23 protein-coding genes are annotated in these 22,662 nt (G+C 67.0%); 13 read left to right on the forward strand and 10 right to left on the reverse strand.

Annotation, left to right across the window (positions count from 1 at the left end; genetic code table 11):
- Positions 1 to 4 precede the first annotated feature (4 nt).
- The 5 genes from NX778_RS06270 to NX778_RS06290 all read right to left on the reverse strand — a co-directional run bounded on the left by NX778_RS06270 (position 5) and on the right by NX778_RS06290 (position 5,862).
- Entirely contained in the window at positions 5 to 1,894 is a 1,890-nt protein-coding gene (locus NX778_RS06270) for a coiled-coil domain-containing protein (protein ID WP_258810814.1), read from the reverse strand.
- Between the two features lie 76 nt (positions 1,895 to 1,970).
- Complete coding sequence (locus tag NX778_RS06275; RefSeq protein WP_258810815.1) at positions 1,971 to 2,966, reverse strand: hypothetical protein; 996 nt, start codon at positions 2,964 to 2,966, stop codon at positions 1,971 to 1,973.
- Positions 2,963 to 4,003, reverse strand: a complete 1,041-nt coding sequence (locus NX778_RS06280) for a hypothetical protein (RefSeq protein ID WP_258810816.1) — start codon at positions 4,001 to 4,003, stop codon at positions 2,963 to 2,965. Before NX778_RS06280 ends, NX778_RS06275 begins: the two co-directional genes overlap by 4 nt.
- 4 nt (positions 4,004 to 4,007) lie before the next feature.
- On the reverse strand, positions 4,008 to 4,577 hold the full coding sequence (locus tag NX778_RS06285; protein ID WP_258810817.1) for a hypothetical protein: 570 nt from the start codon (positions 4,575 to 4,577) through the stop codon (positions 4,008 to 4,010).
- 10 nt (positions 4,578 to 4,587) lie between these two features.
- Positions 4,588 to 5,862 carry a hypothetical protein gene (locus NX778_RS06290; protein ID WP_258810818.1) on the reverse strand — a complete coding sequence of 425 codons (1,275 nt, stop codon included), beginning with the start codon at positions 5,860 to 5,862 and terminating at the stop codon, positions 4,588 to 4,590.
- Positions 5,863 to 6,116: 254 nt separating this feature from the next.
- On the opposite strand from NX778_RS06290, the gene NX778_RS06295 reads away from it, so the two are divergent.
- The 6 genes from NX778_RS06295 (at position 6,117) to NX778_RS06320 (ending at position 10,607) form a co-directional block, all read left to right on the forward strand.
- Complete coding sequence (locus NX778_RS06295) at positions 6,117 to 6,347, forward strand: hypothetical protein (RefSeq protein WP_258810819.1); 231 nt, start codon at positions 6,117 to 6,119, stop codon at positions 6,345 to 6,347.
- A gap of 190 nt (positions 6,348 to 6,537) precedes the next feature.
- Positions 6,538 to 7,077, forward strand: coding sequence for a YXWGXW repeat-containing protein (locus NX778_RS06300; protein ID WP_258810820.1), 540 nt, complete (start codon positions 6,538 to 6,540; stop codon positions 7,075 to 7,077).
- Positions 7,078 to 7,145: 68 nt separating this feature from the next.
- Positions 7,146 to 7,805 carry a ribonuclease HI family protein gene (locus NX778_RS06305; RefSeq protein ID WP_258810821.1) on the forward strand — a complete coding sequence of 220 codons (660 nt, stop codon included), beginning with the start codon at positions 7,146 to 7,148 and terminating at the stop codon, positions 7,803 to 7,805.
- Complete coding sequence (locus NX778_RS06310; RefSeq protein WP_258810822.1) at positions 7,802 to 8,464, forward strand: HD domain-containing protein; 663 nt, start codon at positions 7,802 to 7,804, stop codon at positions 8,462 to 8,464. Before NX778_RS06305 ends, NX778_RS06310 begins: the two co-directional genes overlap by 4 nt.
- A 56-nt stretch (positions 8,465 to 8,520) precedes the next feature.
- Positions 8,521 to 9,756, forward strand: a complete 1,236-nt coding sequence (locus NX778_RS06315) for a TCR/Tet family MFS transporter (RefSeq protein ID WP_258810823.1) — start codon at positions 8,521 to 8,523, stop codon at positions 9,754 to 9,756.
- Complete coding sequence (locus tag NX778_RS06320; protein ID WP_258810824.1) at positions 9,753 to 10,607, forward strand: EamA family transporter; 855 nt, start codon at positions 9,753 to 9,755, stop codon at positions 10,605 to 10,607. Before NX778_RS06315 ends, NX778_RS06320 begins: the two co-directional genes overlap by 4 nt.
- Here the strand turns inward: NX778_RS06320 and NX778_RS06325 are convergent.
- Positions 10,604 to 12,790 (reverse strand): TonB-dependent receptor plug domain-containing protein, encoded by a 2,187-nt coding sequence (locus tag NX778_RS06325; protein WP_258810825.1) that lies wholly within the window; start codon positions 12,788 to 12,790, stop codon positions 10,604 to 10,606. The two genes, NX778_RS06320 and NX778_RS06325, sit on opposite strands and share 4 nt — an antisense overlap.
- A gap of 118 nt (positions 12,791 to 12,908) precedes the next feature.
- Entirely contained in the window at positions 12,909 to 15,119 is a 2,211-nt protein-coding gene (locus NX778_RS06330) for a TonB-dependent receptor plug domain-containing protein (protein ID WP_258810826.1), read from the reverse strand.
- A 132-nt stretch (positions 15,120 to 15,251) separates the two neighbouring features.
- Between NX778_RS06330 and asd the strand changes: the two genes are divergently transcribed.
- Positions 15,252 to 16,103 (forward strand): archaetidylserine decarboxylase, encoded by an 852-nt coding sequence (gene asd / locus NX778_RS06335; RefSeq protein WP_258810827.1) that lies wholly within the window; start codon positions 15,252 to 15,254, stop codon positions 16,101 to 16,103.
- Here asd and NX778_RS06340 read toward each other — a convergent pair.
- A complete protein-coding gene (locus NX778_RS06340) occupies positions 16,100 to 17,020 on the reverse strand; it encodes a LysR family transcriptional regulator (protein ID WP_258810828.1) in 921 nt (306 codons plus the stop codon). The two genes, asd and NX778_RS06340, sit on opposite strands and share 4 nt — an antisense overlap.
- 111 nt (positions 17,021 to 17,131) lie before the next feature.
- Between NX778_RS06340 and NX778_RS06345 the strand changes: the two genes are divergently transcribed.
- The 3 genes from NX778_RS06345 (at position 17,132) to NX778_RS06355 (ending at position 19,400) form a co-directional block, all read left to right on the forward strand.
- Positions 17,132 to 17,728, forward strand: coding sequence for an FMN-dependent NADH-azoreductase (locus tag NX778_RS06345; RefSeq protein WP_258810829.1), 597 nt, complete (start codon positions 17,132 to 17,134; stop codon positions 17,726 to 17,728).
- 49 nt (positions 17,729 to 17,777) lie between these two features.
- On the forward strand, positions 17,778 to 18,650 hold the full coding sequence (locus NX778_RS06350) for a pirin family protein (RefSeq protein ID WP_258810830.1): 873 nt from the start codon (positions 17,778 to 17,780) through the stop codon (positions 18,648 to 18,650).
- Positions 18,651 to 18,887: 237 nt separating this feature from the next.
- Positions 18,888 to 19,400 (forward strand): hypothetical protein, encoded by a 513-nt coding sequence (locus tag NX778_RS06355; RefSeq protein ID WP_258810831.1) that lies wholly within the window; start codon positions 18,888 to 18,890, stop codon positions 19,398 to 19,400.
- Here NX778_RS06355 and NX778_RS06360 read toward each other — a convergent pair.
- Complete coding sequence (locus NX778_RS06360; RefSeq protein ID WP_258810832.1) at positions 19,397 to 20,548, reverse strand: acyltransferase family protein; 1,152 nt, start codon at positions 20,546 to 20,548, stop codon at positions 19,397 to 19,399. The genes NX778_RS06355 and NX778_RS06360 overlap by 4 nt on opposite strands.
- Positions 20,549 to 20,655: 107 nt before the next feature.
- Between NX778_RS06360 and NX778_RS06365 the strand changes: the two genes are divergently transcribed.
- The 3 genes from NX778_RS06365 (at position 20,656) to NX778_RS06375 (ending at position 22,355) form a co-directional block, all read left to right on the forward strand.
- Positions 20,656 to 21,627: a M14 family metallopeptidase gene (locus NX778_RS06365; RefSeq protein WP_258810833.1), complete on the forward strand. Its 972-nt coding sequence runs from the start codon at positions 20,656 to 20,658 to the stop codon at positions 21,625 to 21,627.
- Between the two features lie 143 nt (positions 21,628 to 21,770).
- Positions 21,771 to 22,049: a type II toxin-antitoxin system RelE/ParE family toxin gene (locus tag NX778_RS06370; RefSeq protein WP_258810834.1), complete on the forward strand. Its 279-nt coding sequence runs from the start codon at positions 21,771 to 21,773 to the stop codon at positions 22,047 to 22,049.
- Positions 22,050 to 22,058: 9 nt separating this feature from the next.
- Positions 22,059 to 22,355, forward strand: a complete 297-nt coding sequence (locus NX778_RS06375) for a HigA family addiction module antitoxin (protein ID WP_258810835.1) — start codon at positions 22,059 to 22,061, stop codon at positions 22,353 to 22,355.
- Between the two features lie 21 nt (positions 22,356 to 22,376).
- Here the strand turns inward: NX778_RS06375 and NX778_RS06380 are convergent, their stop codons facing one another.
- A complete protein-coding gene (locus tag NX778_RS06380; protein ID WP_258810836.1) occupies positions 22,377 to 22,661 on the reverse strand; it encodes a lipid-A-disaccharide synthase N-terminal domain-containing protein in 285 nt (94 codons plus the stop codon).
- Between the last annotated feature and the right edge of the window lies 1 nt (position 22,662).

Below are 22,662 nucleotides of genomic sequence, written 5' to 3' on the forward strand. Positions count from 1 at the left end.
GCTTTCAGTGGGTGAGTGCGGCGCCGCAGGCCGCACAGAAAACGTCGCCGGCGCGCGCCGCGTGGCCATGCGTGCAGCGGCGCGGCGCTTCGAGCACGGTCACGGTGGACGCCATGCCGGACAGCGCCGCCAGCTGCTCGGCGCGCATGGTGGCGTGCACCCGGGTCTTCAATAGGTCCGCCAGCGCGGCCGCGTTGGCCGTTGGCGCGAGCGCCAGCTTGGCCGTGTCATCCAGTTCGCCGAAGGACTGCGCACGGGTGATCTCCATCCTCGCTCGATCCAGCGCCTGCGCGTGACGGCGGTCCTCGGCGTCCAGCTCGACGTCGCGGATGGCGCGCTCGTGACGCGCGTCGGCATCGATGGTGCGCTGCAGCTTGTCGTGGCGCGCCAGCGCGTCGGCCAGTTCGCTGCCGCGGCGCAGGGCCGACAGCTCCTGCCGCACCTGCTCGGCATCGAGCGCATCGGCGCGCAGCAGTTCGCGGCGGCGGCGCTGGGCCTGTTCCTCTTCCCACTCCAGCGCGCGTTCGAGCTCGCGCTTGCGGGCGGCATTGGCCAGCACCAGCGCCTGGCGGCGCGCGGTGTGCTGCTCGTCGTCCAGCTCGCGCGCACGGCGCTCGGCCAGCGCTTCGGCCGCGCGCAGGCGCGCCACCTCGTCATGGCGGCGCGAGGCATCCTCAATGGCGAGCGCCTGCTCGATCTTGTTCCTGATCTGCTGCTGCAGCAGCACGTGCGAAAAGCGCTGCTGCGCCAGCTGGCGTGCCTGCAGCGCTTCCTGCTGCTGCGCCTCGAGCTCGGCGCGCATGCGGCTGCGCGCCAACGCGCGCAGGTGCGCCCACTCGTCGACCTCGCCGCCGCGGCGCGCGCCTTGGCGGGCCAGGTGGTGCTCCAGTTCGGCTACGACGTCTTCCGCACCGCGGTCGATGGCCTGCTTGCGCGATTCGGATTCGGCCACCCGCGCATACAGCTCGATCTCGCGCGAGCGCACCTGCTGCATGCTGTCGGCCTGGTCCAGCGACAGTTCGGCGCGGCGTTGGCGCTGGCGTCCCTGCTGCTCTTCGCGCCGGATCTTTTGCCACTCCTCGGCGTCGTACATCTCGTCGAGGTGGCGCGCGTGCTCGACCTGCACGTGGCGCTCGTCGGCGGCGAGCCACAGGCTGGCGACGCGCTCTCGGTTGGCGTCGTATTTATCGTGGCGCAGCGCGAGCGTATCGACCCGCACCGCGGCCAGGCCGTACTGCGCCAGCAGCAGCTTGAGCGCGCCCTGCAGGCGCTCGTCCAGTTCCGCGCGCAGCTCGCCGTTGGCCGCCATCTCGCGCACCGAACGGGCGCCGAGGAATTCCAGCGCGAGCTGGCGCACCGGCGCGCCGAGCAGCTCGCGCAGCTGCGGCGCGCCGATCACGCCCGGCATGGTCATGAAATGGCGGGCAAAAGCGGGCACGTGTTCGACCTGCAGGCGGACGGTGAAGCGCGCGGACAGCTTCAGGTATTCGGCGCTTTCCAGATCGTCGAACTCGAATTCGACCGGCAGCGCGGCGGTGCGGGTGACCAATATCTCGGCGTGCTGGTCGCGCAGCAGGTGGTTCAGGCGCGTGAAGAAGCCCTCGATCTCATATTCGCCCTGCGGCACTTCGGTGGCTTTCTCGCCCTGCAGGATGTAGGCGCGCGAGGTGGCCGGCACCCGGAGCGTCTTGACGAAGATGCCGGACAGCTCGCGCACGCCGAAGAACACGGCCAGTTCGTCCGGCCCCGCGATCCAGCGGTTGTCGCGCAACAGCGGCGGATTGCGGGGTGCGCCCAGGGTCAGGCCGCAGCCCGCGCAGTAGCCCGAGGTGGCCGCGTTCTTGCGCTCGCAGCGCGGGCACTCGGCCGCGCCGAAACCGAACATCTCGAACATCGCTGTCTCCTGGTGAAGCGCCCCCTCCCCGCTGGCGCTAAAGTTGTCAAAATTATAGCAGAGATTGTCAAGGGGTTCAAATAAACCCGACACGTTCCACGCAGGCGAAGCTGGCGCCGCGCGCCTTGAGGGCAGCCGGGAATCCGGCTGGCAGCTGCCCCTCGCAGGCGCGCGGCAGCAGCACCCGGTCGCCGGGGGCTGCTGCCGCCAGCAGCAGCGCACATTTGGCGGCCACGCCTTCGACCGCCTCGACCCGGCCCGCATGCCAGGCGCTGGAACAGCCGCTGGCGAGGATGCGCCCGCGTGGCAGGAACTCGCGGCCGCGCGCCATCCGGTCGGCCATCACCAGCGCCAGTTCGAAGGAGTTGCCCTGGAACCGCGGCTGGCCGAAGCGCACCGTGGTGCGCCAGGCGCGCCCGGTCCGGCCATCGAAGTGGCGCGCGTCGAACAGCACTCGGCGCACCTCGTGCTGGCCGGCCAGGTCCAGTTCCGGCGCCGTGATCGAGGACTCGTCGTCGCTGCCGCCATCGGTCGGATAGACGCTGACTTCGACCCAGTCCAGGCTGTCGTGGATGCCGCCGCTATGCAGGGGAAACCAGCTGCGGGCGCTGGACACCGCCTGCGCCGCGTCGGGCTGGCCGGTGAGCGCGCCGAGATGGCGCAAGCCGTCCGGACCGCCGAGCAGCACCCGGGCGTGGGCGCCGCGCAGGGTGTGGCCGCCGATGCGCCCGAGCTGCCATTCGTCGGACCAGCCATTGACGAGCAGCGCCTGTGGCGGTATCACGCCGCGCCCCATGCGGTCCGCCAGCACCGCTGCCAGCTCCCAGCCGCGCTCCGCGGGTGCGGGCGCACGATCCATGCTGAGCACTACCTGGTCGCGGCTGTCGTAGCGCGGTTCGGTATGGCGCGCCAGCCGCACCACCTGCTGCATGCGTTCGGCCCGCGCCGGCTGCCCCGGCACCGCACACTTGACGTCGGTCCGGCCCTCACGCGGACGGCGCGACGCGGTCACCAGCAGGGTCGAACCGTCGGCCAGCAGGCAGCGACATTCGGCAGCATGCGGCGCGCTCATTGTTCGTCCTCCGGATGGATGCTGCGCCGCGCGGCACAGTGGAATTCGAGGTTGGCGGCGATGCGGTCCAGCTCATCGAGCAGCGCCGGCGCCTCGCGGGCTTCGGCGCGTTCGAAGCGCGCCAGCAGCGCCCACGCCTCGTCGAGGCTCTCGGCGGCCAGCACGCAGTGGTGCGCGCGGCGCGCCTGCACAGTGGCCAGCAGCGCCTGTCCCGGCGCTTGCAGCCCGAGCGCCGGCATGGTCGCCACCGACAGGCCAAGCAGGTCGAGGCGCTGCAGCAGCGCCTGCAGCGTGCGGAACTGGACGCCGCTGGCGGGCAGCGCGGCCAGGCGCACCGCCCGCATCAGGCAGGGCAGCTCCAGGAACAGGCGGCGCAAGGCGCGCGCATCAACGGCCCGGGCGTCCACCTGGTGGACCGCCACCGATGCCGCCACCGGCATGGGCGGCACGGCGCATTCAAGACGGTCAAGCAGCATGCGGCCGTAGTCGCACATGCCGCCGAGGTCCACCGGGACGCAATCCTCCACCACGATCCCGAAGCGCGTGTACAGCAGCTGGTCGAATCCCGCGCGGAAGGCGTTCCACTCATCCACCGTGGTACACGGCGGCAGTTCCATATTCCCTTGGGCGAGCTCGCGCTGCAGCGCCTGTTCCATGCCGCGCACCAGCTCCACCAGCATCAGGCTGCCGCCGCATTCGCTCGCCAGGAAGAGGTCGAAGCGCTGCTGCTCCAGCCGCGGATCGGGGCGGTCGACCACGAAGTGCACCGCCAGCCCGATCTCCGGCGCGGCGGCAAAGGGTACCATCTGCCCCGTGTATGGCCCTGGATGAAAGCACCACGCGGTTTCGCCGGCGGCCAAGCTGGCCCGATGCCCGGCGGCCATGCGCCGTGTGCGACCGTCGGCATCCACGACCAGCCCGCAGCAGTGGCCCGGCACGGCCAGCCCCGCCGGCAGCGCGCGTGCGACGATCTCCGTCCCCAGCTCGGTGGCCAGGAATCCGCTGTGGCGCGGACCGCGCTGGAACAGGCCGTGCATGCAATCACCCGCCGCCGACCGGCCGCACCGTGAAGCGCGCGCCGTGCTGCTGGAAGTAGCGTGCCGGGTCGCCCGGCGCCTGCCACGGTCCTTCGCACTCGCCGTCGCCATCGAGACGGCCCTGCAGCAGCACCTTGCCCTCGGCGTCCAGCACGCACAGCGCCGGACGTTCGCGCAGCAGGCGCGCGGTGAAGGGTGCGCATGCCTTCAGCTGCAGGGTGAGCTGCCAGCCACCGTCGTCATCGCTGAAATGCAGGATCCAGTAGCCGTCGTCGGTCGTCAGGCGCGCCAGCGTTCCCGAATCGGCCGCGCGCAGCATGCCGGTACTGCCGTCCCAAGCATCGTCGTTGGCACTCTTGCGTGGCGCGCGCCTGTCGATGGCGAGCTGGCGCAGGCGGCGCACGGTGAGTGGCGACGCCTCCAGCGCCATGCGCTCGTTCGCGGTCAGCGGGCGGCTGCCGTCCAGCGCCGCGCGCAAGATGTCATCCGCCAGCATCAGGCGGTCGCCTTCCTTGCGGCGGCCGGCCAGCAGTTGTTCGCGCAGGCGGCGGTCCAGGTGGTTTGTACGTTTCAACTTTCCTCCGTCATCGGCGCGCTGTTGCCAGCCGCTCGATCGCCGCGTCGCGCCGCTTGCGCAGCGTCGGCAGCGAGATCCGGTCGAGCAGCGCGAGCTGCTGCATCACCGGCAGCTCGCCGGTCGCCGGGTCGAGCCATTCGGCGGGATAGCAGTCGTCGGCCGGGCCGATCAGCTTGAGGTAGACCGCAAGCCGCACCGGCATCGAGTCGCGCGCCAGCGCACGCTCGGCCCACGCGCCCGCTCCCGCGGCGGACAGCGCCACTTCGGCAAAGCGGGGGGGAAGGGAAAGCGCGCCGCGCTCGGGCACCGGTTCGTCGTCGCGTTCGGCCGCACTGCCCTCCTCCGGCTCGCGGGCGTCTTGCGCCAGCTCGTCCTGCCGAGCCTCCAGGATCTGGTCGGGGCCGGGGCTCGCGGCCTCCTGCGAGTCGGCCAGCACCCGGGCATAGTCGTCCAGCCAGCCGGTCGCCTCGAAGGAGTCGAGCCGCCAGTCACCGTCGCGGTTTGCCGACATGCGCTCGTACTCGGCGATCTCGGCCAGCATGGCGTCGATTTTCGCAGGACTGGTCTTCAAGCTGGCGAAGCGCTTGGAGCGGGTGTGAAGGGGACCGGAGCTGTCCGTAAAGCGCTCCAGCGACTCGCTCCACGCGATGACCCATTCGGCCTTGCAGGCGCCGCCTCCCCGCAGCAGGCGCGCCTCGATCGGTTCCGCGCCGATCTCGCGCCCGAGGATGGCGCCGACCTGCTCGCGGTGCTGGTCCCAGCCGTCGAACAGGCGGGCGATCTCGCCGCGCGCGGTGTCGAGCATGCGGAAAGCGTACATGCGGTTCGGGCTGCAGGGCCGGCCGCAGGCGGCCTGGTAGTTGTCGGAGTCGACCTTGTCGCGCAGGCCGGCGTACATGTCGTTGACCTTCTTGCGCAGCAGGCCGTCGGCGCCGGCGCCGAGCCAGAAGGGACCGAGCCGGCGATATTCGCCGACCACCGCCGCACACATCCCGGCCCAGTCGGCGGGACGGGCCTGCAGTTCATACAGCAGCGTCAGCGCCAGCTCGAACACGGTCTCGCCGTAGCTGTTGCCAGGCGCTTGCGCACGCGATGCGCGGGCGCTGGCGCGCAGCGCATCGGCGCACAGGTCCACGTAGTCACCCAGCGTGTCATATTGCGCCTCCTGCTGCACCAGGCGGCCGACATCGCATTGCGCCAGCGCGTGCAGGGAGCACTGCCCCAGCAGCTTGCGCACCTGTTCCCAACCAGGTTCCTGATAGCGGGTGCCCGGCAAACGCATACCTTCCTCGTCCCCTTGAATCGTGGTCCGCCCGGCGGCGAACCCGAAAAAATATTGCCAGAAAACGAAGAAACGGGGCGCGCTGTTCAGTGCGCTACGGATACACCGCGCCCACGCGAGACGCGGGCCATTGAAACACCGGCTTTTTCGCAGTTCATCCCGTGTTTTCTACCTCCCGTCGCATACCGATGGCGACCCAGGGAGCCCTTGGATACAGTGCTCACATCGAAACCACATTTGCAAGGAGAACTGAAATGAACATCGCCAAACACATGGAAGCCGTCTTCATCGCCGCACTGGTCTTTGCCGGCTCCGCAGCCTTCATCGCCAACGCCAATGCGAATGTACCCGCGAAGCCGGCAGCGCCGGTCGCCACCATCCAGGCCGCCATGCCGGTTGTGACCGTGACCGCCAAGCGCCTGACGCCGGAACAGAAGCGCGCCTCGCTGATCGCCGAACGCGCCGCCGCACGGAGCAATGCATGATGCCCACTGCCCGCTGGCGTTGCGTCATCCCTTGACGCCCAACGCCAGCGGCCGCGCTTCCCCGAGCGCACGCCGCATGTATCGCGGATCCTACCAAGCGTTTCATTTGTAAGGACTTGCGTCAATCGCCCCCGCGCCTGGCCGCGATTGCTATAGTGGGCTCGTCCATCCCGGATACGGAGACCACACCATGAAACGCATCCTCACTCTCGCTACTTTCGTCACTCTCGCCGCCGCAGCCTTCGCCCCGCTGCCGTCGATGGCGCAGAGCCAATACAGTGTCGTCATCAGTTCGGCGCCGCCGGCCCCGCTGTACGAAGCCGTGCCCGCGCCGCGCCGTGGCTATGTGTGGGCGCCGGGCCACTGGGAATGGCGTGGACAGCGCCACGCATGGGCGCCCGGCTACTGGATCGCCGAACGCCCGGGGTATGCCTATAGCGCCCCGGTGTGGTATCGCCACGATCGCGGCTGGTACATGGAGCCGGGGCGCTGGACGCCGACCGGCTGGGACCGTGGCCGTGACTGGGACCGTGGCCGTGACTGGGACCGTGGCCGCGACTGGGATCGTGGCCGTGACTGGGATCGGGGCCGCGACTGGGACCGCCGCCGTGACTGGGACCGCGACGAGCACCGCCGTTGGGAGGAACGCGAGCATTACCTCCGCGACCGCGATGGCGACGGTGTCCCCAACTGGCGCGACCGCGCACCGGACAACTGGCGCCGCTACTGACGCCAACGAAAAGCGCCTGCGGGCGCTTTTTGCCATGTCCGGTCCGCCGATCGGGTATGCTGCGCACGATGAATGAACTCTACGAGCTGGCCTACCGGCGCGAACGCAGCGCCAGCCGCCGATTGGCGCGGCAAACCGGCATGACGCACGAGCAGGCGCTGCGCACGACACTGGAACAGCAGGTTGGCGACGCCGGCCTCGCCCAGCTGGTCGCCGAACGGCGCGCTCTGGCGCAGGCCGAGGCACGGCGCATCGCCGATCGCCGCGCGGCGCGCGCCACCAACGAACAACAGCGCAAGGCGCGCCACCTTGCGGGTCCGGGCACCTGGAATGCATGGTTCGACGGTTCGGCCCGTCCCAACCCGGGCCGCTGCGCCATCGGCGCTGTGCTCAACGGGCCGGACGGACAGGTCGTCGAGATCTCCGAGCAGGCAGGCTACGGCAACAGCGGCGAGGCCGAATACCGCGCCCTCATTGCGCTGCTGCGGGCCGCCGTCGCGTACTTGCCGCAGCAGCTGACCATCCACGGTGACAGCCAGGTCGTGATCGACGATGTCAACGGTCCCGAGGACGCCGCCGCGCAAGCGCTTCTGGCGTACCGGCGCGAAGCGCACGCCCTGCTTGCGCAACTGCCGGAGGTGACCCTGCGCTGGGTGCCGCGCCACCGCAACCAGCAGGCCGACGCGCTGTCGCAGCGCGCCGGTCTCGGGTCCGAGGCGAAAGCATGAGCAAGCACGACCCGGCCTGGTGGCAACCGAAGCTGGCCGCGCTGGCGGCCGGCGCAGCGGGCAATGACGGCGCCCACGACGCCAGCCACCTCGAGCGCGTGTGGCGCACCGCGCAAGCGCTGTTGAAAGATCATCCCGAAGCCAACGCACTGGTGGTGATGGCCGCCTGCTACCTGCACGACCTCGTCAACCTGCCGAAGAACGATCCCGAACGCGACCAGGCATCGCGCCGCTCCGCGCGTCTGGCGCGACACCAGCTCGGCTGGATGGATTTTCCGCCTGAGCTGCTGGATGGCGTGGCGCATGCGATCGAGGCGCACAGCTATTCGGCCGCGATCCCGGCCGACAGCATCGAAGCGAAGATCGTGCAGGATGCCGACCGCATCGACGCCCTCGGCGCCATCGGCCTGGCGCGCGTGTTCTACATCGGCGGACAGCTTGGCCGTCCGCTCGCCCACGCCGACGATCCGCTTGCACTCGATCGCCCGCTGGACGACCGCAGCTACACACTCGACCACTTCGCGGTCAAGCTGGCGGCCCTGCCGGGCATGATGCAGACCGCCGCCGGACGCCGCCTGGCCGAGCGCCGCGTCGCGCTGCTGATGGAGTTCCGCGAGCGCTTCGCCGAAGAGTGGCTGGGCCGGTCGCCCGATGTATGAAAGGTGCTTGATCGGATGTTAAGATAGGCGTTTGAGCATCAGTCACTTCGAATTTCATGACATCGACGGCCGCCAACCTGAAGCCCTCCTCCGGCAACCTCAACTTCGTCCTGGTCTGCGTTTTCATCGACATGCTCGGCATCGGGCTGATCGTCCCGGTGCTGCCGGTGCTGGTCGGCCAGTTCGTCAGCGGCCGCGAACAGCAAGCGCTATGGTACGGCGTGATGGCGATGGTGTTCGGGCTGATGCAGTTCATCTTCATGCCCATGCTCGGCGCCATCAGCGACCGCATCGGCCGCCGTCCGGTGCTGATGTATTCGATGACGGGCATGTGCATCAATTTCCTGGCCACGGCCTGGGCGCCGAACCTGGCCTGCCTGTTCATCGGGCGCGTCATCGGCGGCATGTCCTCTGCCAGCATGTCGGTGGCCTCGGCCTATGCGTCCGACATTTCGGCCCACGAGCACCGCGCCAAAAGCTTCGGCAAGATCGGCGCCGCCTTCGGCCTCGGCTTCCTGTGCGGCCCGATGCTGGGTGGCCTGCTGGGCGACAGCAACATCCACATGCCGTTCTACGTCGCCGCCGCGCTGTCCGCCGCCAATCTCGTCTACGGCTATTTCTTCGTGCCGGAATCGCTGCCGCCGGGTGCACGCGCGCCGTTCCGCCTCGCCCGCGTGAATCCCTTCGGGGCGCTGCTGCGGCTGGCCGGGCGCCGCGACATCCGCGGACTGGTCATCGTATTCACGCTGGTCGCCTTCGCGCAGATGATGCTGCAGTCGACCTGGGTGCTGTACACCACCTTCCGCTTCGACTGGACCCCGCGCGACAACGGCATCGCCATGTTCTGCGTCGGCCTGGCTTCGGTCGTGGTGCAGGCCGGCCTGCTGGCGGTCCTGATGCGGCGCTTCGGAGAAACCCGCCTGTCGATGCTAGGGCTGGCCTCGGGCGCGCTGGCCTATTTCCTGTACGGGCTGGCCACGCACGGGTGGATGATGTATGCGGTCATCCTGTGCAACCTGCTGGCCTTCGCGGCCGGCCCGGCCCTGCAAGGGATTATTTCGAAGACCACACCCGGCAGCGAACAGGGCGAGCTGATGGGATCACTGCAATCGGTCAGCAGCCTTGGCGTGATCGTGATGCCGCTGGTCGGCACCGCTATTCTCGGCGCAGTCAGCCACCTGCCGTCCGACGACTGGCGCGTGGGCAGCTCCTTCTACCTATGCGCATTGATGCAGGTGCTCGCCATCGTGGTCGCGCGCCGCTACTTCGCCCACCATCACAAGCCCGCATGAGCGGCCACATGCCGGGCGCGGTGCTGGCGGCCGTGCTGTTCGCCGCGCTGATGCACGCCAGCTGGAACGCCCTGGTCAAGTCGCGCAGCGACACCGCCCTCGCGACGGTGCTGGTGGTGGCCGGCGGCGGCCTGCTCGGCGCCATGGCCCTGCCCTTCCTGCCCGCGCCGGCGCGCGAGAGCTGGCCTTTCATCGCCGCCTCCAGCGTCGCGCAGCTGGCCTACTACACACTGCTGGTCGAGACCTACAGCAGCGGCGACATGAGCCTGTCCTACCCGCTGATGCGGGGCAGCGCGCCATTGCTGGTCGCGCTGGTGAACGGGCCGCTGACCGGCGAGCATCTCAGCGGCGCGCAGTGGCTCGCGGTGGGCCTGATCTGCGGCGGCATCTTCGCGATGTATGAGAGTGCGCGCAGCGGCTCGGCGCGCGGCCGCCGGACCACGGCCTTCGCGCTGGCGACGGCCTGCATCATCGCCACCTACACGATGATCGACGGCGCCGGCGTGCGTCACTCCGGCGCGCCCGCCGCCTACACGATCTGGATTTTCCTGTTCAGCGGGATGGGTGCGCTGGCCTGGGCCGCCATGCGGCGCGGCCCGGACCTGCTGCCGTTCGCGCGCGCCAACCTGCCGCTGGTCGTGATCGGCGGGGTGACCACACTGGGCTCCTACGGCATCGCGCTATGGGCGATGACGCTGGCGCCGGTGGCCGCGGTGGCGGCCCTGCGCGAGACCTCGATCCTGTTCGCGACCGCGATCGCCGCGCTGGTGCTGGGTGAACGGGTCAGCCCCGCGCGACTGTCAGCTGTGGCGCTGGTCGCCTGCGGGGCCGTGGCGATGCGCCTGGCCTAGAACTTCATTTCCATCGTCGCGCGGACGACCATCCTGCCCGGCGTGATGGAGGTGCGGGTCACCGAACCGTTCTGGTCGAAGTAACTGCCCGAATTGATGAAGTCCTGGCGCAGCACATTCGCCAGCGCGACGCGCAGCTGGTTCTTCGGATCAAACTTCCACAGTGCGTACATATCGACGTCGCGGCGCACGCTCTGGTAGGCCAGCTGGTTGGCCGAAATGCGCACCTGGCCGCCGTTCTTGAAGGCGTAGCTGGCGCCGGTGGTCAGTTGGCCAACTTTGTAATCGAGGCCGAAGGTCGCCGACACCGGCGTCTGCTGGTCGAGCCGGTTGTTCGGTGCAGCGACCGAATCCACAGTCGACCAGTTGCGGCTCACGCTCGCGCGCAGGTCGAGCGCGGGCGCCTCTGCCCACAGCGACTTAAGCGGAAACTTGGTTTCCAGCTCCAGCCCGTAGGTGCGCGCGTTGCCGAAGTTGGACGGCAGGCCCACCCAACGGCCATCGCGGAAGATCGTCAGCTGGCGCGTGAAGTCGGTGATCTGGCGCGTCGACGCGCTGATCGAGGCCATGCCGCCGCCGTCCCAGAAGTGTTCGTAGGCCGCGTCGATGCCACGCGCCAGTTCCGGCTTCAGGTCGGGATTGCCCATGAAATCAGGCTCGGTCGAGCTGTTGTTCAGCGACAGGAAGCGGTGCGGAATCAGGCTTTGCACATCGGGCGCCTTGTAAGTGCGGGTCAGCGCCAGGCGCACCTGGTCGGCCTTGGTGCCCGGCAGCTTGTACATGGTCTGCATCAGCGGGCTCCAGACCGAGGAGCGCGTGTGCGCGGTATCGAAGGTATTGCCCTCGATGCGGGTGAAGATCCCTTCCCAGCGCATGCCAAGGTACACCGACCAGCGCGGCGTGACGTTCCATTCGTCCTGGGCGAAGCCGGCGAAGCGCAGCACACGGCCCTTGTAGTGTTCATCCGAGAGGTAGGCCGGTTGGCCGGCGATCGATGCGTCGCGCTGCAGGCGGGCGTCGGTGCGGTTGTTGTAGCCGAAGTCCCAGCCCAAGGCGAGCGCATGATTCTCGACCAGTGGATTGGTGTACTTGCCGGTCGAGGTGAATCCGCGGTCGGTGCCTTTGGAATCGATCTTGCTGTCCAGCGTTTGCGTGGCGCCGTTGTAGGCCAGCCGCCGCGTGACGTTGCCCAGGCCGCCCAGCACGCCGCCGATCTTCAGGTCCAGTTTCGAACCGGATTCCAGCTTGTGGGTCCAGTTCAGGTCCGTGCGGAAGAACTGGTTATCGTTGGTCATCGGCAGCCACTGGTGCGGATACTGTGCGGGCGCGCCGTACACGGTGGTGATGTCGCTGGTGCCGTTCAGGCGGAAGCGGTTCACGTTGATGAAGGTCTGCCAGGTCACCGTGTCGCCGCCCTCCAGGTTCCAGTTGAGGCGCGGGCTGATGTTGAGCGCGTCGAAACGCGTCGCCGAATAGGACGTGGTTTCGCGCAGCAGGACGCTGCGGCCGGCCGCGTCGTAGCCCTGCTCCAGCGCCGGCGAGGGCCGCGCCGACTCCTGGTGGATGGCATTGGCGGCCAGCGACCACGAGAGCTTGCCGGCGCGGTCGGACAGCTGCAGGTTGGCGGTCGGGTTGCTGTAGTCGGGGCCGCGGCCGTAGCCCAGCTTCAGTTCGCGCTGCGCGGTCTTGATCGCCTTCTTCAGCACGATGTTGATGGTGCCCGCGATTGACTGGGTCGAGAACTCGGCGGTGGCTGCGCGCAGCACCTCGATCCGCTCGATCACATCAGGCGCGAGCGAATCGATCGAGAAGCCCGCCGGCGCGCGTTCGCCATTGATCAGGATCTGGGTGTAGCCGCTGCCCAGGCCACGCATGCGGATCTCGCCGCCGCGCCCACCGCCGCCGCTCACCGTCACGCCGGGCACACGCTTGAGCACATCGAGCACGTTGTTGTCCCCGTACTTGACGATCTCCTCGTGGTTGACGACGATTTTGGTCGCGGTGTCGTCGCGACGCGGGTCATAGGCTTCGGCGGACCCGCGCACTTCAACCTTCTGCATCGGCGCTTCCGTGCTGGTGGCTTTGGCTGCGCCGGTTTGCGCTTCCTGCGCATGCGCGGAAGCCGCGAGCGCAACGGCGGCGGCGATGATCGTCAGGCGAAAGGGCTTGCTGTGGTCTTGCATGGTCTGGTCTTGTCGTTTTTAGAAAGGCGCTATTCTCGTCCATACGGTAGCCAACGGATCACCGCCGCGGAACTATTTTTGATATGCATGCAACACTGCGGCATGCATATCCCCTCTGTCACAGCTTCACTTCGAGCGTCAGGCGCGCGACCATATAGCCGGGATACACCGTGTTGCGGGTGACCAGGCCGGCCGGCGTGGCATAGCTGGTGGCGTTCAGGCCGTCCTGTCCCAGGACATTGTTCAGCGCCAGTCGCAGCTGATACTTCGGATCGAGCCTCCAGGTCGCGTACAGGTCCAGGTCGCGGCGCACGTTCTGGTAGTTGGACTGGTTGGCCGACAGCCGCACCGGGCCGCCGGCGCGGAACGCGAAGCTGCCGCCGACGGTGAAGGCGCCCGTCCTGTAATCGGCGCCGAGCGTGCCTGACAGCGGCGTTTGCTGGTCGAGCCGGTTGTCCGGACCAGGTACCGACTGCACGCGCGACCAGTTGCGGCTCACGCTCGCGCGCAGGTCGAGCGCCGGCGCATCCGCGACCAGCGCTTTCAAGGGCAGCTTGGCCTCGGTCTCCAGGCTGTTGGTCACGGCCTTGCCTTCGTTGGACGGCATCTGGACCCAGCGGCCATCCTGGAACACGATCACGTTGCGCGTGAAATCCTGGATGCTGCGGCGCGACAGGGCCAGCGACAGCATGCCGCCTTCGCCGAAGTAGTGCTCATACGCGGCGTCAAAGCCGAGCGCGAGCTCCGGCTTCAGATGCGGATTGCCGATCGAATCCGGCTCGGTTGGACTGTTGTTGACCGAGACGAAGCGACGCGGCGGAAGGCTCAGCAAATCCGGCGCCTTATAGGTGCGGGTGACGGCGAAGCGCACTTGGTCGGCCTTGGTGCCGGGCAGCTTGTACAGGGTCTGCATCAGGGGGCTCAGGACCGAGGAATTGGTGCGCGCGGTGGCGAAGTCGTTGCCGGAGGTCTGGATACGGATGCCCTCCCAGCGCATGCCGAAGTACAGCGACCAGCGCGGCGTGATCGTCCACTTGTCCTGCGCATACGCGGCCACGCGCGAGGAGCGGGCCTGGAAGCGCTGGTCGAGCATGTAGGCGGCGCTGCCGCCGACCGGCAGGTCGTTCTGCTCGCGGCTCTCGAAATGGCGGCCGTAGCCAACGTCCCATCCGAGGGCCAGTGAATGCCCCTCCAGCAGCGGGTTGGTGTATTTGCCGGTCGAGCTCAGGTTGTAGTCGTGGCCGCGGTTCTCGGTCGTGCTGTCGAGGACCTGCACCGCATCGCGCAGCGCGCTGCGGTCCTGCACATTGCTGGCGGCGATGGCGAAGCCGCCAAGCTTCATGTCGAGCTTCGAGCCAGATTCGAACTTGTGCACCCAGTTCAGCTCCGAACGCAGCATGCCGAACTGGCTGGCCGAATGCAGTTCCTGCGATGGAAACGGCGGCGGCGCACCGAGCTCGGTGGTGGTGACTCCGTAGGTATCGCCGTGGAAGCGGTTCGCATTCAGGAAGCTCTGCCAGGTCAGCGTATCGCCACCCTCCAGGTTCCAGTTCACGCGCGGCGAGGCATTGAGGATCGCCGCATGGCTGGTGCCGAAACTGTCGGTGAAGCTGCGCAGGACCGGCACGCCAAGCAGGTCGTAATCCACTTCGTGGGCCGGGGCGAGGCGCTCCGCATGCTGGTAAATCAGGTTCACCGGCAGCGACCACGACATCTTGTCGGCCCGGTCGGCCAGCTGCAGGTTCAGGATCGGATTCGAGAAGCCAGGCCCCTTGCCGATGCCGATCTTGACGTCGCGCTGGCCGGCCTTGGCGGTTTTCTTCAGGACGATGTTGATGGTGCCTGCCACGGACTGGGTCGAGAATTCGGCGGTGGCCGCGCGCAGCACCTCGATGCGCTCGATGACGTCGGGCGACAGCGAATCGATGGTGAAGCCGGCCGGGGCCCGCTCGCCGTTGATCAGGATCTGGGTATAGCCGCTGCCAAGTCCGCGCATGCGCACCTCGCCGCCGCGGCCATTGGCGCCGGTGACGGTCACGCCGGGTACGCGCTTGAGCACATCGAGCACGCTGGTGTCGCCGTACTTGGCGATCTCCTCGCGCGTGACGACGATTTTCGATGCGGTGTCGTCGCGGCGCGGGTCATAGGCCTCGACGCTGCCGCGCACCTCCACTTTCTGCATCGGCGGTGCGGTATCGGCGCTGGACGTATTCGGGGTCTGGGACTGCTGCGCGTGCGCGAGGCCGGCCGCCGCGAGCGCCGTGACGAGCACGGTCAGCCGCAGCCGCCCTGGATATGCACGCGCCGCGTTCAACGTTGGGTTGATCACGGCTCATCCTTCAGGTAGCGGTTATAGGAATATGCATAACAGGGCTGGCACCACCGAAAAACGGCATTCCGCATCGGCACAGCAGCCCGTTATAATCCGTATTCTTGTTTAGTCGCCAAAAGGTTCCCGACCGTGTCCGATCGAATCAAAGTTCTGCCGCAATATGTATTGCCGAAGCAGGCGCTGACCGCGCTCGCCGGCCGCGTCGCGGGTGCCCAGGGCGGCGCGATGACGACTCGCCTGATCCGCTGGTTCGTCGGGAAGTACGGCGTGAACATGGCCGAAGCGGCCAATCCGGACATCGCCAGCTACGCCAGCTTCAACGAGTTCTTCACGCGCCCCCTGAAGGAAGGCGCGCGGCCGCTGGCCAATGCGGACTTCGTATGCCCGGTGGACGGCGCGATCAGCCAGTTCGGCGCCATCGACGAACACGAGATCCTGCAGGCCAAGGGCCACAAGTTCACCACCGCCCAGCTGGTCGGCGGCGACGCGGCGCTGGCCGCGCAGTTCGCGCACGGCAGCTTCGCCAACCTGTACCTGTCGCCGAAGGACTACCACCGCATCCACATGCCCTGCGACGGCCGGCTGACGCGCATGATCTACGTGCCGGGCGAACTGTTTTCGGTGAACCCGACCACGGCGCGCGGCGTGCCGGGGCTGTTCGCGCGCAACGAGCGCGTGGTCTGCGTGTTCGATTCGAGTGAGTTCGGACTGTTCGTGATGGTGCTCGTGGGCGCGACGATCGTCGGCAGCATGGCCACCGTGTGGCACGGCGTGGTCAACCCGCCGCGCCTGCCGAAGGTGTCGGAGTGGACCTACGAGGGCCGGCAGGTCGTGCTGAAAAAAGGCGAGGAGATGGGCCGCTTCCTGCTCGGCTCCACCGTCGTCATGCTATTCGAGAAGGACACCATCGCCTTCAATCCGGCTTGGGCGCCGGAGCGCAGCGTGCGGCTGGGCGAGATGATGGGTGATCGCCCGCGCTAAGGTTTCTCGAGCGCCGCGCGGTGCTGGGCGCAACAGGTTTCCTCCATCATGTCGAGGAAGACGCGGGTCTTGGCGGGCATCAGGCGGCGGCCGGGGAACACGGCCCAGCCGGTATAAGTCGGCAGCTCCCATTCCGGCAGCACGCGCACCAGTTCTCCCCTTTCCATATAAGGCTCGGCAAAGCGCCAGCTGCTGGCCGCGATGCCGGCGCCGCTGCACGCGATGCGCACCAGCAGGTCTGGTGAATTGGCGGCCAGGCGCGCCGGCAGCGTGCGCTCCCAGCGCTGCTTGCCGCGCGTGAGCACCCATGAGACCGGCCCTCCGCTGCGCGCCAGCATGCTGAGGAGGTCGTGTTCGACCAGGTCGTCCGGCTGTTCCGGCAGGCCGCGCTGGGCGATGTAGGACGGCGCGGCATACAGCCCGAAGCGATCGAAAGCGATGCGGCGCGCGTTGAGCGAGGCGTCATCAGGCAGGTCGCCCATGCGGATCGCGATGTCGAAGCCTTCGGCCAGCAGGTCGACCCGGCGCGGCGACAGGTCCAGCTCCAGGCTGACCTGCGGGTAGCGCTCGACAAAGCGCGCAATCACCGACACCAGGCCCAGATTGGCGAAATCGTGCGGCAGCGAGATGCGCAGCTTGCCGCTGGGCTCGGCCTGGCGATGCTGCGCCAACGCGCCGGCCGCCTCCACCTCTTCCGCCACCTTGCGCGCGTGCTCCAGCAGGCTGGCGCCGAATTCTGTCACCACCAACTTGCGCGTGGTCCGCTGGAGCAGGCGTTCGCCCAGCTGCGCTTCCAGCTGCGAGATGCGGCGCGAAACCGTCGATTTGGGCTGCCCGATGCGGTCCGCCGCCTTGCTGAAGCTGCCTGCGTCGACGATCCGGGCAAAAAGAACAAGATCATTCGGTTCGATATGCATATTGTTCCACTGGCTGAATAATATTATCCATTTTAACGTCTTCTGGATTGAATTTGGAATTGCTAAAGTACGTTCATCACCAATTCTCACCAGCCCGAAGGGAACTTTAGAATGAACATCCTGCAGCTCAACTCCAGCCTGCGCGGCGCACAGTCCGAATCGATCCGCGTGGCGAACGCCATCACCGCCAAACTGCTCGCCGCCAACCCGGGCGCAACCGTCAAGGTGCGCGACCTGGTCGCCTACAAGCATCCGATCCTGGACGAAGCCACCCTGGGCGCCCTGTTCACCCCGGCCGACCAGCGTACTCCGGAACAGGCGGCACGTGTAGCCAAGGACGACTTGCTGATCGCCGAAGCGCAAGCCGCCGACGTGATCGTGATGGGCGCGCCGATGTACAACTTCGCGATGCCCGTGCAGCTGAAGGGCTGGTTCGACGCGGTGGCCCGTGCCGGCGTGACTTTCCGCTACACCGAAGCCGGTCCGGAAGGCCTGTTGAAGAACAAAAAGGTGTTTGTGGCCGCGGCCCGCGGTGGCGTCTACCCCGAAGGTGGCGACCCGCAGGTCCCGCAGATCGTCACCCTGCTCAACTTCCTAGGCATGAAGGATCACACCTTCGTGTATTCTCCGGGCCAGGCAATGGGTCCGGATGCGGCAGCCAAAGGCCAGGCCGACGCCGACCAGGCGATCGAAGCAGTCTTTGCATAATCAGTTTTGACCAGAGCGGCGCTGCGGCGCCGACAACGAGGAGAACAGCATGACCAAGCAAGTGCAAGCCGTATCCGTCCGCAAATCGCGCGGCGTGGAGCGCCTGGTGGGCGGCCAGTTCATGATGGATGGCGCCGGTGTGAAGATCAACCGCGTGCTGACCGGCCCGTTGCAGCGCCGCCTGGATCCCTACCTGATGCTTGACGCCTTCGGCAGCGACAAGGCGGGCGACTACATCGCCGGCTTCCCGGAGCACCCGCACCGTGGCTTCGAGACCATCACCTACATGCTGAACGGCCGCATGCGGCACCGCGACAGCGGCGGCAACGAAGGCCTGATCACCAACGGCGGCGTGCAGTGGATGACTGCCGGCCGCGGCGTGGTCCACTCCGAGATGCCGGAGCAGAATGAAGGCCTGATGGAGGGCTTCCAGCTGTGGCTGAACCTGCCCGCCAAGGACAAGATGTCGGATCCGTGGTATCGCGACATCCCGAGCGAGGAACTGCCCAGCTTCGCGCTGGAGAATGGCGCGTCGGTGCAGGTGATCGCGGGCGAGACCCATGGCGTGACGGGTGCGGTGGTGCGTGAAGGTACGCAGCCGCTGTACCTGGACATCGAACTGCCGGCGGGCGAGAGCTTCGACCTGCCGCTGCCGGCCGGGCACAACGCCTTCGTCTACGTGTATCGCGGCGAGGTGGTGGTCGAGGGCAAAGGCGTGCCGCAAGCGCGCATGGCGATCCTCGATAACGCGCCCGATGCGGATGGTGTGCGCATCAAGGCCACCGAGGGTAGCAAGTTCCTGGTGATCGCGGGGCGTCCGCTGGGCGAGCCGATCGCGCAGTACGGGCCGTTCGTGATGAACACGCAGGAAGAGCTGTACCAGGCAGTCGAGGACTTCCGGGCTGGGAAGTTCGCGGCCTGAACGTAGCAAGGAAGCCGACTCGAAAAGGGAACGTCGTCCTCGCGAAAGCGGGGACCCCATTTTGCAAGCGCAGCCACGGTGCGAACCATTGTGGCGGCGGTTAGAGGAATGGGGTTCCCGCCTGCGCGGGAACGACGTTCTCTTTATCTCATCTGCACCGTTAGAATTCCGCGCGTCTCAATACCCCCCCACTGTTTGCGCTACACTCTGCGGCATGCGAATCCCACCACTTTCATCATGCCGCTGATCGACACCCTCGCCGACCTGTACGCCCGCGCCAGCCGCGCGCTCGGCCTGGAGACGGTCGATTCCTTCACGCCCGGTCACGCCTACGCGCGCACGCGCTGGGACCGCGCCTATTTCGACATCGCGTCCGACCTCAAGCCCGACGCGATCGAGCGCACGATCTGCGAAGCGATCGCCAACACGCCTGCGGTGTTCGCGCACATCGACAATCCAACCCCGCGCATGCAGCGCGTGCTGCTGTCGATCGCCGACGAGCGCCGGCGCCGCGCCTGCGGCGGCCAGGGCGACCTGCTCAAGCTGCTGGTCGAGGCCTACCGCAGCCGTCATACGCTTGAGGCCCTGCCGGGCATGCGCCAGGCTATCGAGGACTCGGACGGGCTGGAGATCGGCGAACGGGTGCGCCAGCTGTCGGTCTTCCTGCGCAGCGTCCCCCCGGACTTCGATGTAATCGACGCCGACCTGCCCGGCCGCACGCTGCGGCTGGTGCAAGGCGGACGTCGTTAAGCTTCTGCCTGCTGCGGCGCGGCCATGCTCTTGCGCGCCGAGTTCGAGGGCACGTAGCGTTCACGCAGCGCCATGAAAGGCGTTTCCACCAAACGGTAGAGCAGCCATCCGGCAGCGACGGATGCCAGCAGCATCAGCGCGATCGCGGCGGGCGACTCGACGTCGTATCCGGACGCGCGCAACTGGTCGCCGATCATGATGCACAGCTGCTTGTGGGTCAGGTAGATCGCGTACGACCACAGGGCGAGGCTGCCGGCGCCGGGCACGCGGGTTTCGCGCAACAGCGATCCCTCGGCGGCGGCGGCAAAGATCAGCATCGCGATCCCGAGGGCGAGCAGCGGGTAGCCGAAGACCGTCACCGCGAAGCCGAAATGATCGTGAAGGAACAGGGCACAGGCCAGCAGCGTGACGGCAAGGCCGGCGGCCAGGAAGACGTTGCCATGCCGCGCAAAACGCTGCCACAACGCCGGCTGCTGGTTCTTCAACAGTGCCAGCGCCACGCCGGCCAGCAGCTCGTCGAAACGGCAGAAGCTGGAGTAGTAGATGTACTTGTAATAGCTGCTCATCCAGTTGGCCTGGCCCTGCACATGATCGAACCAGGCATCGGCACGGAACAGCATCCCTGCCCCGAACCCGAGCGCGATCGCGGCCCACGCCGCGCGGCGCGAGTTGCCGAGGGCAGCGCCGGCCAGCGCGAGCGCGGGCAAGAGCATGTAGAACTGTTCCTCGATCGACAGCGACCAGGCGTGCGAGAACGCGGTTCCCGGCTCAAGCGCGATGTTCTGCGTGAAGGTGAGGTACTTCCACAGCGGCAGCAAGGGCGCGTCGCCACGGAAGGCCGGCCACAGGAAGTACAGGGCCAGCACCACATAGAAATTGGGTAGCGTGCGCAGGAAGCGGCGCGCATAGAAGTGACGCAGCGAAAAGCCCTCGCTGCTGCCCATCGCGGCGAAAATCTGGTTGCCGATCAGGTAGCCGGACAGCGCGAAAAACAGGTCGACGCCGGCCCAGCCCAGCTCGCCGACCCAGCCGAAGGTCGGGCGGCCGCTGACGAACAGCACGTAGTGATGCAGGACGACGAGGCTGACGGCGAGCGCACGCAAGGTGTCGAGGCCGTGCACACGGCGGCTGCGGAGCGAGGTCGTCATTTCGCGTGGTATCGGTGAAAGTTGCGAATCATGCCACGCCGCCCCTGCCGCCGCCAGCATTTCCCGATAAAATGTCGGCACCGACATTTCTTTTGGATCAGTTCGTAATGACTTCCGCCAGCAATTTCCAGTTCAAATCCGTCAACTACACCGGGCTCGGCCAAGGGCCGCGCGTGATCATCATGGGCGCCACCCACGGCAACGAGGTGTGCGGCACCAAGGCCATCCGGCGCGTGATGGAGGAAATCGACAGCGGCAAGCTGCACATTGCGAACGGCAGCGTGACCTTCGTCCCGATCGTCAATCCGCTGGCCTACGCCAAGAACACGCGTTCCGGCGACCGCAACCTGAACCGCAACCTGTTCCCGAAGGAGCATCCGCAGGATTTCGAGGACCAGATCGCGAACTGGCTGTGCCCGCTGCTGGCCCAGCATGACGTGCTGCTCGACCTGCACTCCTTCAACGCCAAGACCGGCGAGCCCTTCGTGATGGTGGGACCGGTCAACAACGATGGTCCGCTGGAACCGTTCAAGCATGCCGAGAAAGAACGCGCGCTGGCGCGCCGCCTGGGCGTGCGCCGCTTCGTCAGCGGCTGGATGGCGGCCTATGGCGGTGGCGTGCAGCGCCGCAGCCGTGGCAATGCCGCCGAACTCGAAACCGTGCTGCGCTACGGCGTCGGCACCACCGAATACATGCGCACCACGGGCGGCTACGCGCTCACGCTCGAATGCGGCCAGCACGAGGATCCGGCCGCGCCGGAAGTGGCCTATCGGGCGATCGTGAACACCCTCACCTTCCTCAAGCTGATCGACGCGCCCGAGCCGGCCCCGGTGCCGTTCGAGGAGATGGAGGCGCTGCAAATGGTCGTGGTGCACGACAAGCTCGATGCCAAGGACGCGTTCACGCGCGCCTGGGCGAGTTTCGATCCGGTCGCGGAAGGCGAACAGATCGGCGTGCGCGCGGACGGCACGCCGGTGGTGGCGGAGTTTGCGGGGCGGATCCTGTTCCCGGACACGAACGCCGGCGCGAATCAGGAGTGGTACTACATGACGCGGCCGAATCCGGATTTTGGGCGCTGATCGGCGGCGTGTCGCGAGCGACATCAATAGGTTGTTGAGTTTGCTTGGAACTCTTTTGCCGACCTTGGTCTAACGGGTCGTCCGGCGGCCACAACGAAGTGCACAAGTGACGCTGACATGGTGTATCGCCACGGGATACAATCATGATCAAGAGCTTTGCGCACAAGGGTCTCGAACTGTTCTACCGTAAGGGAAGCAAGGCCGGGATACGGCCAGATCATGCTGCCAAGCTTCGTCGCCAGCTCACCGCGCTTGATGGCGCTTCAGATATCGCTGTCCTCGACGTTCCCGGATGGCATTTGCATCGTCTGATTGGCTCCAAGGGTGGCTACTGGTCACTCAGGGTCAGCGCGAATTGGCGGCTCATTTTCGTGTTTGACGGTAGGGATGCAAACTTGGTCGATTACATTGATTATCACTAGAGGATTGAAATGGGACGAATGTACGACCCCGCTCATCCAGGTGAGATCTTGAAGGAAGATGTCTTGCCCGGTCTAGGCCTGACCGTCACGGAGGCCGCTGCTCAACTGGGAGTTTCCCGTGTGGCACTCTCGCGCGTCATTAATGGTCGCGCCGCGATCAGTCCTGAACTGGCAATCAGGCTTGCTCAATGGTTGGGCGGAAATGCCGAGTCATGGCTGCAAATGCAGCTACGGCATGACCTATGGAACGCCGAGCGAAACAGTAGTGCGAACGTCACGCCCGTAAAACGGAGCAAAGCGGCGTAATCACTCCTGCTTCCTGCCCGCTTAGTTCGGCGTTCGACGCGCCTCGGCCCGTTCCAGCCGTATCAAGTGCAGATTGCGGACATAAATCCCCACGCCGAGTAACTGCCCGGCGATAAAAACAGGGTCGCGTTGGTGCAGCGCATAGACCAGCAGGACCAATGCGCCGACGATGCTGAAGTACCAGAACGAGACCGGAATCACGCTGCGCCGTTCGCGCTCGCTAAGCAGCCACTGCACCACGAAGCGCGCCATGAACAGCGCCTGGCCGCCGAAGCCGATCACGAGCCACCACAGGTCGCCGTCCAAC

This window comes from Massilia terrae, assembly GCF_024753145.1.
In the GTDB taxonomy this organism is placed as follows: Bacteria; Pseudomonadota; Gammaproteobacteria; order Burkholderiales; family Burkholderiaceae_D; genus Telluria; species Telluria terrae.

Bases quoted from the DNA above. Each gene is read 5' to 3' on its own strand.
- NX778_RS06270 (WP_258810814.1), bottom strand. From the start codon at position 1,894: ATGTTCGAGATGTTCGGTTTCGGCGCGGCCGAGTGCCCGCGCTGCGAG.
- NX778_RS06275 (WP_258810815.1), bottom strand. From the start codon at position 2,966: ATGAGCGCGCCGCATGCTGCCGAATGTCGCTGCCTGCTGGCCGACGGT.
- NX778_RS06280 (WP_258810816.1), bottom strand. From the start codon at position 4,003: ATGCACGGCCTGTTCCAGCGCGGTCCGCGCCACAGCGGATTCCTGGCC.
- NX778_RS06290 (WP_258810818.1), bottom strand. From the start codon at position 5,862: ATGCGTTTGCCGGGCACCCGCTATCAGGAACCTGGTTGGGAACAGGTG.
- NX778_RS06295 (WP_258810819.1), top strand. From the start codon at position 6,117: ATGAACATCGCCAAACACATGGAAGCCGTCTTCATCGCCGCACTGGTC.
- NX778_RS06300 (WP_258810820.1), top strand. From the start codon at position 6,538: ATGAAACGCATCCTCACTCTCGCTACTTTCGTCACTCTCGCCGCCGCA.
- NX778_RS06305 (WP_258810821.1), top strand. From the start codon at position 7,146: ATGAATGAACTCTACGAGCTGGCCTACCGGCGCGAACGCAGCGCCAGC.
- NX778_RS06310 (WP_258810822.1), top strand. From the start codon at position 7,802: ATGAGCAAGCACGACCCGGCCTGGTGGCAACCGAAGCTGGCCGCGCTG.
- NX778_RS06315 (WP_258810823.1), top strand. From the start codon at position 8,521: ATGACATCGACGGCCGCCAACCTGAAGCCCTCCTCCGGCAACCTCAAC.
- NX778_RS06320 (WP_258810824.1), top strand. From the start codon at position 9,753: ATGAGCGGCCACATGCCGGGCGCGGTGCTGGCGGCCGTGCTGTTCGCC.
- NX778_RS06325 (WP_258810825.1), bottom strand. From the start codon at position 12,790: ATGCAAGACCACAGCAAGCCCTTTCGCCTGACGATCATCGCCGCCGCC.
- NX778_RS06340 (WP_258810828.1), bottom strand. From the start codon at position 17,020: ATGCATATCGAACCGAATGATCTTGTTCTTTTTGCCCGGATCGTCGAC.
- NX778_RS06345 (WP_258810829.1), top strand. From the start codon at position 17,132: ATGAACATCCTGCAGCTCAACTCCAGCCTGCGCGGCGCACAGTCCGAA.
- NX778_RS06350 (WP_258810830.1), top strand. From the start codon at position 17,778: ATGACCAAGCAAGTGCAAGCCGTATCCGTCCGCAAATCGCGCGGCGTG.
- NX778_RS06355 (WP_258810831.1), top strand. From the start codon at position 18,888: ATGCCGCTGATCGACACCCTCGCCGACCTGTACGCCCGCGCCAGCCGC.
- NX778_RS06360 (WP_258810832.1), bottom strand. From the start codon at position 20,548: ATGACGACCTCGCTCCGCAGCCGCCGTGTGCACGGCCTCGACACCTTG.
- NX778_RS06365 (WP_258810833.1), top strand. From the start codon at position 20,656: ATGACTTCCGCCAGCAATTTCCAGTTCAAATCCGTCAACTACACCGGG.
- NX778_RS06370 (WP_258810834.1), top strand. From the start codon at position 21,771: ATGATCAAGAGCTTTGCGCACAAGGGTCTCGAACTGTTCTACCGTAAG.
- NX778_RS06375 (WP_258810835.1), top strand. From the start codon at position 22,059: ATGGGACGAATGTACGACCCCGCTCATCCAGGTGAGATCTTGAAGGAA.